13 protein-coding genes are annotated in these 13,806 nt (G+C 67.6%); 6 read left to right on the forward strand and 7 right to left on the reverse strand.

The window, feature by feature from the left end; genetic code table 11:
* Positions 1-15: 15 nt before the first annotated feature.
* The 7 genes from GGR47_RS03835 to GGR47_RS03865 all read right to left on the reverse strand — a co-directional run bounded on the left by GGR47_RS03835 (position 16) and on the right by GGR47_RS03865 (position 8,159).
* Positions 16-2,970 carry a beta-galactosidase gene (locus tag GGR47_RS03835; protein ID WP_147036086.1) on the reverse strand — a complete coding sequence of 985 codons (2,955 nt, stop codon included), beginning with the start codon at positions 2,968-2,970 and terminating at the stop codon, positions 16-18.
* Entirely contained in the window at positions 2,967-3,284 is a 318-nt protein-coding gene (rhaM, locus tag GGR47_RS03840; protein ID WP_063688162.1) for an L-rhamnose mutarotase, read from the reverse strand. The genes GGR47_RS03835 and rhaM overlap by 4 nt, the downstream gene beginning before the upstream one ends.
* Positions 3,281-4,249, reverse strand: coding sequence for an alpha/beta hydrolase (locus GGR47_RS03845; RefSeq protein WP_147036085.1), 969 nt, complete (start codon positions 4,247-4,249; stop codon positions 3,281-3,283). Before GGR47_RS03845 ends, rhaM begins: the two co-directional genes overlap by 4 nt.
* Before the next feature lies 1 nt (position 4,250).
* Positions 4,251-5,480 (reverse strand): rhamnogalacturonan acetylesterase, encoded by a 1,230-nt coding sequence (locus GGR47_RS03850; RefSeq protein WP_244305036.1) that lies wholly within the window; start codon positions 5,478-5,480, stop codon positions 4,251-4,253.
* Entirely contained in the window at positions 5,468-6,280 is an 813-nt protein-coding gene (locus GGR47_RS03855; protein ID WP_147036084.1) for a rhamnogalacturonan acetylesterase, read from the reverse strand. The genes GGR47_RS03850 and GGR47_RS03855 overlap by 13 nt, the downstream gene beginning before the upstream one ends.
* 100 nt (positions 6,281-6,380) lie before the next feature.
* A complete protein-coding gene (locus GGR47_RS03860) occupies positions 6,381-7,175 on the reverse strand; it encodes an IclR family transcriptional regulator (protein ID WP_147036083.1) in 795 nt (264 codons plus the stop codon).
* A 219-nt stretch (positions 7,176-7,394) separates the two neighbouring features.
* The gene (locus tag GGR47_RS03865) at positions 7,395-8,159 is read right to left on the reverse strand and encodes an L-rhamnose 1-dehydrogenase Lra1 (protein ID WP_147036082.1); all 765 of its coding nucleotides are present in this window, start codon (positions 8,157-8,159) and stop codon (positions 7,395-7,397) included.
* A gap of 136 nt (positions 8,160-8,295) precedes the next feature.
* Between GGR47_RS03865 and rhmD the strand changes: the two genes are divergently transcribed.
* The 6 genes from rhmD (at position 8,296) to kduD (ending at position 13,789) form a co-directional block, all read left to right on the forward strand.
* Positions 8,296-9,483, forward strand: a complete 1,188-nt coding sequence (gene rhmD / locus GGR47_RS03870; RefSeq protein ID WP_147036081.1) for an L-rhamnonate dehydratase — start codon at positions 8,296-8,298, stop codon at positions 9,481-9,483.
* Between the two features lie 11 nt (positions 9,484-9,494).
* Positions 9,495-10,358 carry a 2,4-didehydro-3-deoxy-L-rhamnonate hydrolase gene (locus GGR47_RS03875; RefSeq protein WP_147036080.1) on the forward strand — a complete coding sequence of 288 codons (864 nt, stop codon included), beginning with the start codon at positions 9,495-9,497 and terminating at the stop codon, positions 10,356-10,358.
* The gene (locus tag GGR47_RS03880; RefSeq protein WP_147036079.1) at positions 10,355-11,104 is read left to right on the forward strand and encodes an SDR family NAD(P)-dependent oxidoreductase; all 750 of its coding nucleotides are present in this window, start codon (positions 10,355-10,357) and stop codon (positions 11,102-11,104) included. Before GGR47_RS03875 ends, GGR47_RS03880 begins: the two co-directional genes overlap by 4 nt.
* Positions 11,104-12,051, forward strand: a complete 948-nt coding sequence (locus GGR47_RS03885) for an amidohydrolase family protein (protein ID WP_147036078.1) — start codon at positions 11,104-11,106, stop codon at positions 12,049-12,051. Before GGR47_RS03880 ends, GGR47_RS03885 begins: the two co-directional genes overlap by 1 nt.
* Positions 12,051-12,893: a 5-dehydro-4-deoxy-D-glucuronate isomerase gene (kduI, locus tag GGR47_RS03890; RefSeq protein WP_183949433.1), complete on the forward strand. Its 843-nt coding sequence runs from the start codon at positions 12,051-12,053 to the stop codon at positions 12,891-12,893. Before GGR47_RS03885 ends, kduI begins: the two co-directional genes overlap by 1 nt.
* Positions 12,894-13,036: 143 nt before the next feature.
* On the forward strand, positions 13,037-13,789 hold the full coding sequence (kduD, locus tag GGR47_RS03895; protein ID WP_183949434.1) for a 2-dehydro-3-deoxy-D-gluconate 5-dehydrogenase KduD: 753 nt from the start codon (positions 13,037-13,039) through the stop codon (positions 13,787-13,789).
* Positions 13,790-13,806: the final 17 nt, after the last annotated feature.

Here is a 13,806-nt window from a genome sequence, read left to right on the forward strand (position 1 = left end):
GGGTCTCCGTAAGGATCAGGGGGTTGGATAGAGGTCGCGATAGGCGGGAGCGGCCACGTCGGTGACGGGCACGCCACCGCGTGCGTGATGGAGGGTGACGAGCTTGACCGGCTCGATCGCGTTGCCGGGCGCGCCGTCGCTGGTGACGGCGAGCGCTAGCGTGTTGCGGCCGCGATGGCGCAGGATGCCGTCCGGGATCGGGAAGACGCGTTGCGGGCCGACGTTGGATACGAACTGGCCCATGTTCCAGCCGTTGACGAAGATCAGCACGCGGTAGCGATTGGGCGAGCGCGGTGTCTTGGGATCGCCGATCTGGACGCCGATCGTTGCGTCATCGCCCTTGGGTACGGACAGGTCGAAGGAGGTGCGATACCAGCTGGTGCCGGTATAGGGCTTGGCGTCGGCCAGCTTGCGCGCTGCCCATGCGCCGTCGGGGAAGCCCGGCAGCGTCCAGCCCATGCGCTCGCCATACAGGCCACCATTGTTGCTGGGGCCGCGGGCGACATCCTTGAGGTCTTCGCCGCCCACGCGGCCCTGGATTTTCCACGCGATTGGCACGGCAAAGCTGTCGCCGCCCGGCCGCGCGAGCGAGACGGAGATCAGGCCGCGCGGTTCCTTGTGCGCATCGTCGACGTCGAGGTCCCAATTGTGGCCGTTCACCCGCACCATCGCCGCCAGCACATGCTCGCCGGGGGCCTGTGCCTCCCGGGGCAGGGCGAATTCCGCGACGCCGGTGGTGATCGGTCGGGGCAGGCCGCCCGCCAGCTCATGCTGGCCAACCAGCTGGCCGTCGAGGAACAGCTGAAGCATGCCGGCACCGCCCGCGCCGTAATGGACGGTCACGGTCTGCGCGTCGGCAGAGCCGGTGAAGCGGCCGCGATACCAGACGTCGCCGTCATGGAAGCCATAGGAGTCCGCGCCGAGATTGAGCTGGCCGGTCGGCGGGCGGATGGTCGCGACGTTGCGTGCCGAGCCTGCGGTGGCCCAGGCGGAATCGTCGAAGTCCCGGCGGGCTTCCGGCGACCCCTCAGCATAGCGCCAGGTTGCGGTGGTCAGGTCCGGCAGCGCAAGCGGCTGCGGTGCGGGCAGGGGGCGTCTGGCGATCAGGCTGCCGCTGACCGAGTCGGTGACGGGCACCGCCTGTCCGTTCCAGCGGACCGAGCGCACCGGCCCCCAGACCTCCAGCGGAGTGGCGGTTTCGGTATCCCCTGTCAGGTCCAGCGTCGCGCCCCGCACGGTGGCGTGGCGGACGAGCGCGGGGCCGCGTTCCAGCAGGCCGTCCTGCCGAAAGAAGCTCTGTCCCGCCGCCACGTCGCCGATCAGCAGCAGCAGCGGCGCACGCCCGCCGCCCTCGATCCGTACGCGGGCGAGACCCCGATGGGTATAGGTCAGGCGCAGGTCGCCCTTGGCGGCATCGAAGGCACTGGAAACCTGCCCGTCGATCACCGTGACCTTAGGCGCGCTCGTATAGCGCAGCACCGTTTCGCCCGGCTCACCCGCGCGACCATAGAACAGCGCGATGTCCTCCGCGCCGTGGCGGATCATCGTCTGCAATTCGGAGGTCGAATAGACCAGCCGCTGCCGCTCGAGGTTCACCCCGGCGACCAGCAGCTTGGCATCGCGCCCGTGCAACTCGCTCGCGAAGCTGTAGTGGCCATCGGGCAGGTCGGCGGCGATGGTGAAGCGCGCGTCGCCGGTCGCGTTGGACGGCTTGGGCGCGACGAACAGCAGACGCGCGTCCGTATCGGGATTGCGGTCGTGATAGACCTGCACCGCCTCGCTGCCCGTGATCGCGACGGGTGGTGCCTTCTCCAGCCGGGCGAGGTCGGGCACGGCAGCCAGGAACTGGCCGATCTGCTTCAGCTCCAGCGCCTTGGGCCGCAGATTGCGCGCCTCGTCGATCGCCGATCCGTAATCGTAGGAGGTGTAGACCACCGGCGCGGGCAGCCAGCCCCAGCTGGTGCCGCCATAGCCCATGTAGATGCTCTGGATGGCGATGCCGTTGGCGATGTTGGTGCCGTAGAATACGCGCTGGTATCCGCTGCCGCGCTGGATCGCGTTGCACGGATACATGCCGTTCGATCCCCAATAGTCGAACCACCCGCCGCCAAACTCGGCGATGAACCCTGGCGTCTTGGGCGAGGCGCTGGCGCCGCCCTTGGCGCCGCCGGGTCCGTACAGGCCCCAGTCGGGGGCGGGGGCGCCTTTGGTCGGCTTGTTGTCGACGCCGCACACGCCGCCGGGATAACCGTCGAACGCGTAGAGCTCCTGCGGTCCCGGCACGGTCAGGGGCACGCCCGAGTTTTTGGGCACCCAATAGCCGTTGCGGCCCTGGTCGTTGTGGAACATCGGTACGGTGATGCCGTCGGCGCGGGCCTTGTCGTACAGATGCTGCATGTAGCGGCCCTGGGCGGGGGTGGTCAGCGCCAGTTCGTTCTCGATCTGGTGGAGGATGACTGTCCCGCCGCGCCCCAGCTGGTGCCGCGCGATGATCGGGTTGATCCGGTCGAGCCATTCGTCGACCGCCGCGAGATATTCGGGATCGTCGGTGCGCGCCTTGCCCGGCTGGTTGACCAGCCAGCCCGGAAAGCCGCCGCGCGACAGCTCGGCATTCACATAGGGCCCGGCGCGGGTAATGACGTAGAGTCCCTCCTCCTGCGCCATGGTCAGCAGCCGGTCGATGTCGCGAATGCCGCTGAAATCGTAGACGCCCTTTTTCGGGCTGTGGAATCCCCAGTCGATATAGATCGCGACGGTGTTGAAGCCGCTGGCCTTCATCTTCTGCAGGATGTCGCGCCACAGATCGGGCGAGGGCAGCCGGAAGGGGTGAAATTCGCTCGACCAGATCAGCGTCGGCTTGCCGTCGATGCGCAGCGAGCGACTGTCGAAGGTGACGCGCGGCACCTCGGTCGCGGGCGCGGCCTGCGGCGCGGCGGCACCGGCCAGCAGCAGGGCGGCGGTGAGGCTCATGCGAAGTGGAACATCGGCGTCAGCGGCGCTTCGACCGGGCGGTTGCCCGGCTGCACCTCCATCAGGTCGGCCATATAATCCCACCAGCGCTGCATCACCGGCTTAGCAGGCAGAGCGTCGCGCTTGTCGTCGGGGTGGAGGCGCAGGACGGCGAAGAGCGCGTTCGTCTCTTCATCGAGGAAGATCGAATAATCGTAGATACCTGCCTCGCGCAGAGCCTCGGCGAGGTCGGGCCAGATCGCGTCGTGGCGGCGGCGATATTCCTCCGCCATGCCGGGCTTCAGCATCATGCGGAATGCGATCGGCTGGCTCATGCGTCGTCTCCGGGAATGTTGAGGCCGTGGCGGTGAGCGAAGGTCGCGAAGCGCGCGAGCCAGGGGTGAGGCTTGCCGTCGGCGCCGATCAGGCGCGGGCCGTGGCCGCCCGTCTCGACGATGTGCAGTTCGGCCGGGCGGGGGAGGGCGTGGACCGCCTGAAACATCGCGATGCTGTTGGCGACGGGCACGACGGGATCGTCGGCGGCATGGCCGAGGAAGGTCGGTGGCATGTCGGCGGGCAGGTTCAGCTCGGCGGAATAGCGCGCGGCAGTCGCTGCGTCGGGGGCTTTGCCGAGCAGTTCGCGCTTCGACTGAGCGTGGGCGAAGGGTTGCGTCATCGTGATGACCGGGAAGAACAGGCCGGCGGCCTTGATCGTCGTCGGTTGGGTATCCGCCCCGTCTACGGGCGCGTAGGTCTTGAGCGCCGACTGCGATGCAAGGCGCGCAGCGAGATGCCCGCCCGCCGAAAAGCCCATCGCCGCGATATTGGTCGGATCGATGCCCCATTCCCGTGCGCGCGAACGGATCACCCGCAGCGCACGCTGGGCGTCCTGCAAGGGCGCATCGGGACCGACCGCCCAATTGTCGTGGGGCAGGCGGTAGAGCAGGTCGAACGCTGTGACGCCCTGCGCCGCAAGCCAGCGCGCGACCGCGGACGGCTCGCGCCCCACGGCGACGCGGGCATAGCCGCCGCCGGAGATCAGCAGCACCGCCGCGCCGTTCGGCTTCGCCGCGGGGCAGACGGTCAGCATCGGCGTCGCGACATGCGGCCAGGCGATATTGTCGGCCGGGCCCTTGGGTGCGCGCAGCACGAACGTGTCGACGATCGGCGGCGTCGGCATGCCCGGCGGGGTGGCGGGCCAGATCGGGAAGCGGCTGACGGCGGGGGCGGCGAGCGCCACGCGCGGCGTCGCGGCGAGCGACAGGCCGGCGGCGATCAGGGTGCGGCGGTCCAATGGCATGTCAGTTTCCTGCCGGGCGTTGCGTGCTGTGCGCGCCGCTGGCGGCGAGGCGAAAGGCCTCGGGCGCAGGCGGCTGGCTGGGGTCGAGCGGGGTCAGGTCGCGGCGCACCAGACGGGCGAGCGCGGGCACCTGTCGCCGGGCGGCATCGGCGACGATATGCGCGAGCACCCATGCGCCGTAATTGTCGTGATGCGTCGCGTCGCGACCGTCGTCGTTGAACGCGAGCGGCGCGCGCGTCCGCCCCAGCGCCTCGTAGAAACGGATCGAGGCGGCGTTCAGGTCGATGACCGGCGTCTGCGTTTCCGCCCCGACGGCGCGGACCGCGGCGGCATAATCGGCGAGCGTCGGGCGGATATGGCCGTCGGCGGTCCACATGCGCCGCTCGGGCGAGGTGACGAGCACCGGCGTGACGCCGCGCCGGCGCAGCTCGGCGATATAGGTGCGCAGATAGTCGCGATAGGTCGTCGCCGCATCGGCATAGGTCTGCGGCCACTGCGTCTTCTGGTCGTTGTGGCCGAACTGGATCATCGCGATGTCGCCGGGTTTCGCGCTCGCCAGTACCTTGTCGAGCCGCAGCTCGGTCAGGAAGGATTTCAGCGTTTCGCCCGACTCCGCATGGTTGGCGACGGCGATCTCGGGCGCCAGGAACGCGGGGAGCATCTGGCCCCAACTCGCCGCGGGTTCGGCGGGCTGATCGGTGACGGTGGAATCGCCGAGCAGGAACAGCGTCGGTACGTCGACGGGCGCGATCGACACGGTGCGCAGGCCGGGCGCGTGACCCAGCACCTCGATCGTCAGCCGGTCGTCCCAGTTGAGGGCGCCGAGCTCGCGGGGCTTCAGACGCACTGCACTGCCGCCGGGCGCGTTGGCGGGCGGCGGTGCCAGCTGGGGGTTGCGGACGTTCACGATGAATCGCCGCGTGATGATTTCGCCGGGACGCGTGCGAACCGCGTCGAGCATCAGGCGGCGGTTCTCCGCCTTGATCGTCGTCTCCGTCGCACGGGCGGGATCGCCCAGCGTGACCGTCACCGCATAATTGCCGGGTGCCGCCGCGATGGAAAAGAGATGGGGATCGGCCTCATAGCCGAACCCGTCGGCATAGGCCCGGCCGGCCGCCACGCGGATCGCGGCGGGATCGCGGGTCGTGCCGGCTAGGACGTAGGTGCGCGCAGGCACGGCGGCGGGCGCAACCACCGCCACCGCAGCCGCCAAGGCGGTCAGAGCGTACACGACGGGCCGCCTGCGGGCGTATCGCGGTGCAGAGCGGGGCGATCCGTCAGGATGTGGCCCGCGATCGGCAGGCCGGTCGCCGCGAGACCGCCCGCGACCAGATCGGCGATGCGGCGCGCGCCCAGCTCGCTGAAGTGCGTGTCGTCGTCGACCGCGTCCTTATAGCCGGGCAGCCCCTCACCCTTGGCGTAATGGAGGTAAAAGCGTTTCGACCCGTCCGGCCCCAGCGCGTCGATCCAGCGTTCGGACAGCGCGGCAAGGTCGATCAGCGGCACCTTGGTTTCCTCCGCGACGCGCTTGGCGGCGGCGGAATAGGTGGGGAAGCTCGGCACGACCTGGCCGTCCTTGAAGGCGCGGCGCGTCACCGGGGTGATCAGCACCGGCTGCGCATGCGCCATGCGTGCGACCGCGATGAAATGCTTCAGGTTCGCTTCGTAATCGGGAATGGGCGTGTAGCGTTCCGGCTTGGCCTGGTTTGCGTCGTTATGGCCGAACTGGATCAGCAGCGTATCGCCCGGCTTCAATGTCCGCGCGATCGCGTCGAGCCGTCCTTCCGCCATGAAGCTCTTGGTGCTGCGACCCGCCTGGGCGCGATCGTCGATCGTCACCTCGGGCCCGACCGCGCAGCGCAACATGCTGCCCCAGCCCGACAGCGGATATTGCTGCGCGTTGTAATCCTTGGCGGTCGAATCGCCGGCGATGACGATACGCATCGGGCTTGCCTGCTCCGGCGAGGCGGCGCTGGCCGCCAGCGGCAGCAGGATCGCGGCGATCCCGAGCAGTGGCTTTATCGTCGCCATATGCACCCATCCTCCTGTCGCCCACGGCTCTTGTCGGCCGTGCTGCGGGTATGGAAGACTATCCCATATAGTGCAAGCGATGATTGGTATTTGAGAAGGGTCAGCCCTGTGCCGGGTCGCGCCAGCCGAGGTCGCGACTGATCGCATGCGCGGTGCCGAGCACCTCGTCGGTCAGCGTCGTCATGCGATCGTCGGACATATATTGCGCGGCGCTCGACACGCTGATCGCCGCGACGATGCGGCCACTGGCATCGCGGATCGGCGCGGCGACGCAACGAATCTGGTCTTCGTTCTCCTCAAGGTCGAACGCGCAGCCGCGGCTGACATAGCCCCGCATCCGCGACAGCCACAGGTCGTAATCGGCCGTGTTATGATCGGCTTCGAAATGCGGCTGCCACTGCCGTTCGGGATCGTCGAGCATCAACGCCTTGCCAAGTCCGGTCGACGTCATCGGCTGGCGATCGCCGACGCGGCTGCTGATCTCCACACGACGGCGGCCGGGGATTTTATCGAGATACAGGGCGCGGTCATGGTCGCGCACGCCGAGATGCACCGTATCCTCCGACGCGGCCGCCAGCGCCTCGATATGGTCGCGTGCGATCTGAACGACGTCGGCCTGCTGCTGCGCTAGGAAGCCCAGTTCGAGCAGCTTCGGCCCCAGGCGATAGCCCTGGCGCGGCGTGAAGGTGAGGAAGCGGCGGTCGATCAGCGCGCTGGCGAGGCGATGCGTCGTGCTGCGCGTCAGGCCAAGCCGGCTGGCGAGTTCGGCGAGCGCGATCGGGCGATCGGCGACGGCATCGATCAGGTCGAGCCCGCGTAACAGCGTCTGGCTGCCGGAGGGGGCCTTTGCCTCGCTGGAATCGGCTGAGGCGGCCTTGGCGGCGGAAGCGGGCATGGTCGAGCTCTCCTGCGACGCGAGCGACCTGCGTCCTCGTGCCATAATATGGGACTATTTGCCCGGCGCACGGGGCGCTGTCGAGCGATAAAACGCGGGATATCTGACCGATCAGCGGCCAGAACCAAGGGAGTGCGGACCATGCGCCGCGGACGTCGCTGAATCCGCGTTGCGAACTCGGCGACGTGCGCAGGCGGCGCTATGGTGGGTAGGTCCCGCCTATTGCAGGTTCACGAAGGCGCCGCCATCGACCAGCAACGCTGCACCCGTGACGTAGCGCGCCAGGTCGGACGCGAGGAAAACGGCCGGCCCCGCCATATCCTCCGGCACGCCCAGCCGCCCCAGCGGTACGCGCCCTTCCATATATGTGCGCTTGCCCTCGTCGGCGAGGTCGTCCTTGTTGATCTCGGTCAGGATGGTGCCGGGCAGCAGCGAATTGCAGCGGATATTGTGCCGTCCCAGCGCGATGGCGGCGGACTGCATCAGCGAATGGAGTCCGGCCTTGGTCGGGGTGTAATGCGTCTGGAATTCGCCCCCGACGAGCGCCGAAATGGAGGAGACGGCGATGATCGATCCGCCATGGCCCTGATCGACCATCTGCCGCGCCGCCGCCTGGCACATATAATAGCCGCCGTGCAGGTTGACGCGCATCGTGCGTTCGAACGTCTCGACCGGCATGTCGAGGAAGCTGTGGAACGGGCAAATGCCGGCATTCGACACCATCACGTCGACCTTGCCGAACGCCTGCACCGCCTGCGCAATGAAATCGGTCGCGGTGGCGGGATCGGCGACGTCGCCCTGGATCGCAAGCCCACGCTGGCCGGCGGCTTCGATCCCCGCGATGCATTGCGCCGCGCCGTCCGTGTCGCGCGCGAAGTTGATCGCGACGTCCGCGCCATGCTGCGCTGCGCCGATGGCGATGGCGCGGCCGATGCCGGTGGAGGCGCCGGTGACGACCACCGTCTTGCCTTCGAGCAGTTTCATCGCATTCCTCTCCGTCGATCCATTGTGCTGTAGTCCCGGTGCCATTTCAGCCAAAGAGCCGATTGACGCCCGGAGTCTCACTAGCTAGTATCCTATCCCATAAAGTGAGAAAGTAAACCGGGCAGAGGGGCTTGCCGTGGCGTTGTCGAAGATCAAGCATGTCCGCGCCTTCGTCGCGCGCGGGGCGGGGGCGGATTACCACGATCAGGGCGCAGGCCATTGGATCGACGATCACATCGCCACGCCGATGAGCCGCTATCCCGAATATCGCCAGTCGCGGCAGAGCTTCGGTATCAATGTGCTCGGCACTTTGGTGGTCGAAATCGAGGCGGAAGACGGTACGATCGGCTTTGCGGTGACGACGGGGGGCGAGCCCGCCGCCTATATCGTCGAAAAGCATCTTGCCCGCTTCCTCGAAGGCCGCAGCCCGCACGAGGTCGAGAAGATCTGGGACCAGATGTATTTCTCGACCCAATATTACGGCCGCAAGGGGCTGGTCGTGAACGCCATCTCCGGCGTCGACCTGGCGCTATGGGATTTGCTCGGCAAGCTGCGCGGCGAGCCGGTCTATCACATGCTGGGCGGCGCGGTGCGCGACGAACTGCAATTCTACGCGACCGGCGCGCGGCCCGACGTGGCCAAGGAACTCGGCTTCATCGGCGGCAAGCTGCCGCTTCATCACGGTCCCGCCGAAGGGCTGGAGGGGCTGGAGAAGAACATCGCGCTGCTCGCCGATATGCGCAGCAAATGCGGCGACGATTTCTGGCTGATGTACGACTGCTGGATGGCGCTCGACCTCGATTATGCCACCCGGCTCGCGCACCGGGCCTGGAACGAATGCGGGCTGAAGTGGATCGAGGAGGCGCTCAGCCCCGACGACTATTGGGCCTATGCCGAGCTGCGCAAGAAGGCGCCGCCGGGCCTGCTCGTCACCACCGGGGAGCATGAGGCGACCCGCTGGGGCTTCCGCATGCTGATCGACATGGGCTGCTGCGACATCATCCAGCCCGACGTGGGCTGGTGCGGCGGCGTGACCGAACTGATCAAGATCGCCAATTATGCCGACAGCCGCGGCGTGATGATGATCCCGCACGGATCATCGGTCTACAGCTATCATTTCGTCATCACCCGGCACAATTCGCCCTTCGCCGAATTCCTGATGATGCACCCCGGCCCGACCGAGGTGGTGCCGATGTTCGCGCCGCAATTGCTGGGCGAGCCGGTGCCGCAGAACGGCCGCATCCGCGCGAGCGCGCTCGACAAGCCCGGCTTCGGCGTCGAGCTGAACGCCGACGTGCCGCTGCATCGCCCCTATACGCACTGAGGATTTGTCCCATGAAGCTCTGTCGTTACGGCACCCGCGGTGCCGAAAAGCCCGGCCTGATCGATGCGGATGGACGCATACGTGACCTGTCGGGCGTGATCGCCGATGTGACGCCCGCTGAGGTGACGCCCGAGGCGCTGGCGCGTCTCGCCGAAATCGGTCCCGCCACCTTGCCGCTGGTCGAGGGTACCCCGCGCTACGGCGTGCCCGTCGCCGGCATCGGGAAGTTCATCGCGATCGGCCTCAACTATGCCGACCACGCCAAGGAAGCGGGTCTGGAACCGCCGCCCGAGCCGATCTTCTTCACCAAGGCGATCTCGTGCCTGACCGGACCGAACGATCCCGTGATGATCCCCAGGGATTCGCAGAAGACCGACTGGGAGGTCGAGCTGGGCATCGTGATCGGCAAGACCTGCCGCTACGTCGAACAGGCGGATGCACTCGATCATGTCGCCGGTTATGTGCTGGCCAACGACGTGTCGGAGCGGGCGTTCCAAAAGGAACTCGGCAGCCAGTGGGACAAGGGCAAGGGCTGCGACACCTTCGGCCCGGTGGGCCCGTGGCTGGTGACGGCGGACGAGGTCGGCGACTGCCAAACGCTGGACATGTTCCTCGACGTCAACGGCAAGCGGATGCAGACCGGCAATACGGCGACGATGATCTTCCCGGTCGCCGAATGCATCGCCTATGTCAGTCGCTTCATCACGTTGCATCCGGGCGACCTGCTCATCACCGGCACGCCGCCGGGCGTGGGCGAGGGGCAGAAGCCCGACAAGATCTTTCTGAAGGCAGGCGACACGATGCACCTCGGCATCACCGGCCTCGGCGAACAGCGCCAGACCTGCGTGCCCTTCGCGATGGAGCTGCCCGCGTGACCAGCTATGCAGGCCGCTTCGCCGGCCGCACCGCGATCGTCACCGGCGGCGCGTCGGGCCTCGGCTGCGCGGTCGCCAAGCGGATCGTCGAGGAAGGCGGCAGCGTCGCCTTGTGGGACGTCGACGCCGACCGCCTCGCCGAAACCCAGGCGGCGATCGGGGCGACGCATATCGAGGCGTTCGACGTGTCAGATGCCGCTGCCGTCGCCCGCGCGACCGATGCCACCGTTGCGGCGTTGGGGAAGGTCGACATCCTGGTTTGCTCGGCGGGGATCACGGGTGCGACCGCCTCGGTCGATCAATATCCGATCGACAGCTGGCTGCGCGTCGTCGACATCAATTTGAACGGCCTGTTCTATTGCTGCCGCGCGGTGGTGCCGCATCTCGTCGCCAACGGCTATGGCCGGATCGTCAACGTCGCGTCCGTCGCGGGCAAGGAGGGCAACCCTAACGCCTCCGCCTATTCGGCCACCAAGGCGGGCGTGATCGGCCTCACCAAATCGCTGGGCAAGGAACTGGCGGGCAAGGGCGTGATCGCCAATGCGTTGACCCCGGCGACGTTCGAGAGCCCGATCCTCGCGCAACTGCCGCAGAGCCAGGTCGATTATATGCGCGGCAAGATTCCGATGGGGCGGCTGGGCGAAGTCGCGGAAAGCGCGGCGATGGTCTGCTTCATGGCCAGCGAGGAATGCAGCTTCACCACCGCGTCGACCTTCGACACGTCGGGCGGGCGGACGACCTACTGATGACGCATGCGGGCGGCGAGGCGGCGATTCCGTTCGTCGACGCGCACATTCATCTGTGGGACCTCGCGCGGCTGCGCTATCCGTGGCTGACCCCGCCCTTCGCCGACGATGGCCCCAACGGATCGGTCGAGCCGATCGCCAGCACCTATCTGCCCGCGGATTACCGGCGCGAGATGGCGCGGTGGAACGTCGTCGGCGCGGTGCATGTCGATGCCGGTGCCGGTCCCGCAGACGCGCTCGCCGAGACCGAATGGCTGGAGGGGCTGGCGGAGGCGGATGGGCTGCCGACCGGCATTGTCGCCTTCGCGGCGCTTGACGATCCCGAGGTGGAGACGGTGCTTGCCGTGCACGCCCGCCACCCGCGGGTGCGGGGCATCCGCCATATCGTCAACTGGCACGCCGATCCGCAGCGCAGCTATACCCCGCGTGATGTGACGCAGGACGATGCGTGGCAGCGCGGTTTTGCGGCGCTGGCGCGGCATGGCCTGTCCTTCGACCTGCAATGCTATCCGGGGCAGATGCCGGTGATGGCGGCGCTCGCCGCGCGGCATCCGGAGGTTCCGGTGATCGTCAACCATGCCGGCATGGCGGTGCTGAGCGACGCCGACGGCTACGGCGAATGGCGTCGCGGTCTTGCTGCGCTGGCCGCCTGTCCGCAGGTGGCGGTGAAGCTGTCGGGCTTCGGGTTTGCGCGGCGCGACTGGGATGCGGCGTTCGTGCGCGACACGGTGCGCACCGTCATCGACCTGTTCGGCCCGGAGCGGGCGATGTTTGCGAGCGACCTGCCGACCGACCGCCTGTTCGGCAGTATCGACGCGCAAATGGAGGCGTGCCATGCCGCCGTCATCGATCTGGGCGATAGCCACCGCCGTGCGCTGTTCGCCGGCAACGCCAATCGCATCTATTGGCTGGGCCTCGACCTGCCGCTTACCAAGGACGATCACTGATGTACGACCGGACCTATTACGCGACGCATCCGGACATGATGGAGTGCGTGTCGAACGACGAGTTGCGCGACCGCTATCTGATCCAGGGGCTGTTCCGCGACGGCGAATGCGTGCTGAACTACACGCATGCCGAGCGCTTCGTGATCGGCGGCGTCGCGGTGGCGAGCGGCAGCGTGAAGTTGCCCGACCAGACCGAGCCGGCATCGGCGGCGGGCCACCCGTTCCTCGAACGCCGCGAGATGGCGATCGTCAACGTCGGCAAGGTCGACGGGACCGTGACGGTCGATGGCGAGACGTTCGAGCTCGGCAACAAGGACTGCCTGTACGTCACGATGGGGGCGAAGGACGTTCAGTTTTCGGGTGACGGCGCGCGTTTCTACCTCGCTTCGTGCCCGGCGCATCAGGCCTATACGACGCGCAAGCTCGGCATCGCCGACGCCAATGCGCTCGAGCGCGGCAGCCTGGCGGAATCGAACGAGCGCACGATCTTCCAGCTCGTCATCCCCGGCATCTGCGACAGCGCGCAGCTGGTGATGGGCCTCACCGTGCTGAAGCCCGGCAGCGTGTGGAACACGATGCCGCCGCACATCCACGAGCGGCGCAGCGAGATCTATTTCTACTTCGAGCTCGACAATCTCGACACCGACCGCGTGATGCACTTCATGGGCGAGGGCGAGGCGACGCGTCACATCGTGATGCAGAACGAGGAAGCGGTGATCAGCCCGCCCTGGTCGATTCATATGGGCGCCGGGACCAAGGCCTATGCCTTCATCTGGGCGATGGCGGGTGAGAACCAGGATTATACCGACATGACCGTGCTGGACATCTGCCAGCTGGCGTAAGCCGAACCTCCCTCCCCTGACAGGGGAGGGTCGGGGAGGGGTGGCGTGCTCGCGGTACGGACGGGCGAGCACTGCCGGCCACCGTATCCCCGGACCCCACCCACCCCCGGCCTCTCCCTTGCAGGGAGGGGAGGAGTCAAGCAATGAACCCCTTCGATCTTTCGGGCCGCGTGGCGGTCGTGACCGGTGCGAACACCGGCATCGGGCAGGCGATCGCGATCGCACTGGCGCAAGCGGGCGCTGATGTCGCACTCGTCGGCCGCACACCGGCCGAAGATACCGCCGCCGCGATCCGCGACCTTGGCCGCCGCGCGCTGATCGTGTCGGCGGACCTGTCGAGCATCGCGCCGGTACAGCGCATCGTCGACGAGACGGTGGCGGGGCTCGGCGGGCTCGACATCCTGGTCAACAATGCCGGGATCATCCGCCGCGCCGATGCGGTGGACTTCACCGAAGCGGATTGGGATGCGGTGGTCGACACCAATTTGAAGTCGGTGTTCTTCCTGTGTCAGGCCGCCGGACGCCACATGATCGAACAGGGCAGGGGCCGGATCATCAACATCGCCTCGATGCTGACCTTCCAGGGCGGCATCCGCGTGCCGAGCTATACCGCGTCGAAGTCGGGGATCGGCGGCCTCACCAAGCTGCTCGCCAACGAATGGGCGAAGCATGGGCTGAGCGTGAACGCGATCGCGCCCGGATACATCGCGACCAACAACACCGCTGCGCTGCAAGCCGACGAAGCGCGCAACGCCGCGATCCTCGATCGCATCCCGGCGGGCCGCTGGGGCGATGCCGCGGACCTCGGCGGCGCAGCCGTGTTCCTCGCCTCCGACGCCGCGGCGTACGTCCAGGGCCATATCCTCGCCGTCGATGGCGGGTGGCTGGCGCGCTAAGTCGCGCCAGCCGATAC

The sequence above is a fragment of the Sphingomonas aquatilis genome (assembly GCF_014196115.1).
Classification (GTDB): domain Bacteria; phylum Pseudomonadota; class Alphaproteobacteria; order Sphingomonadales; family Sphingomonadaceae; genus Sphingomonas; species Sphingomonas aquatilis.

Coding starts and splice junctions, on each gene's coding strand:
- kduD (WP_183949434.1), top strand. CDS start 13,037: ATGAACCCCTTCGATCTTTCGGGCCGCGTGGCGGTCGTGACCGGTGCG.
- rhaM (WP_063688162.1), bottom strand. CDS start 3,284: ATGAGCCAGCCGATCGCATTCCGCATGATGCTGAAGCCCGGCATGGCG.
- GGR47_RS03865 (WP_147036082.1), bottom strand. CDS start 8,159: ATGAAACTGCTCGAAGGCAAGACGGTGGTCGTCACCGGCGCCTCCACC.
- GGR47_RS03885 (WP_147036078.1), top strand. CDS start 11,104: ATGACGCATGCGGGCGGCGAGGCGGCGATTCCGTTCGTCGACGCGCAC.
- GGR47_RS03875 (WP_147036080.1), top strand. CDS start 9,495: ATGAAGCTCTGTCGTTACGGCACCCGCGGTGCCGAAAAGCCCGGCCTG.
- GGR47_RS03835 (WP_147036086.1), bottom strand. CDS start 2,970: ATGAGCCTCACCGCCGCCCTGCTGCTGGCCGGTGCCGCCGCGCCGCAG.
- kduI (WP_183949433.1), top strand. CDS start 12,051: ATGTACGACCGGACCTATTACGCGACGCATCCGGACATGATGGAGTGC.
- GGR47_RS03845 (WP_147036085.1), bottom strand. CDS start 4,249: ATGCCATTGGACCGCCGCACCCTGATCGCCGCCGGCCTGTCGCTCGCC.
- GGR47_RS03855 (WP_147036084.1), bottom strand. CDS start 6,280: ATGGCGACGATAAAGCCACTGCTCGGGATCGCCGCGATCCTGCTGCCG.
- GGR47_RS03860 (WP_147036083.1), bottom strand. CDS start 7,175: ATGCCCGCTTCCGCCGCCAAGGCCGCCTCAGCCGATTCCAGCGAGGCA.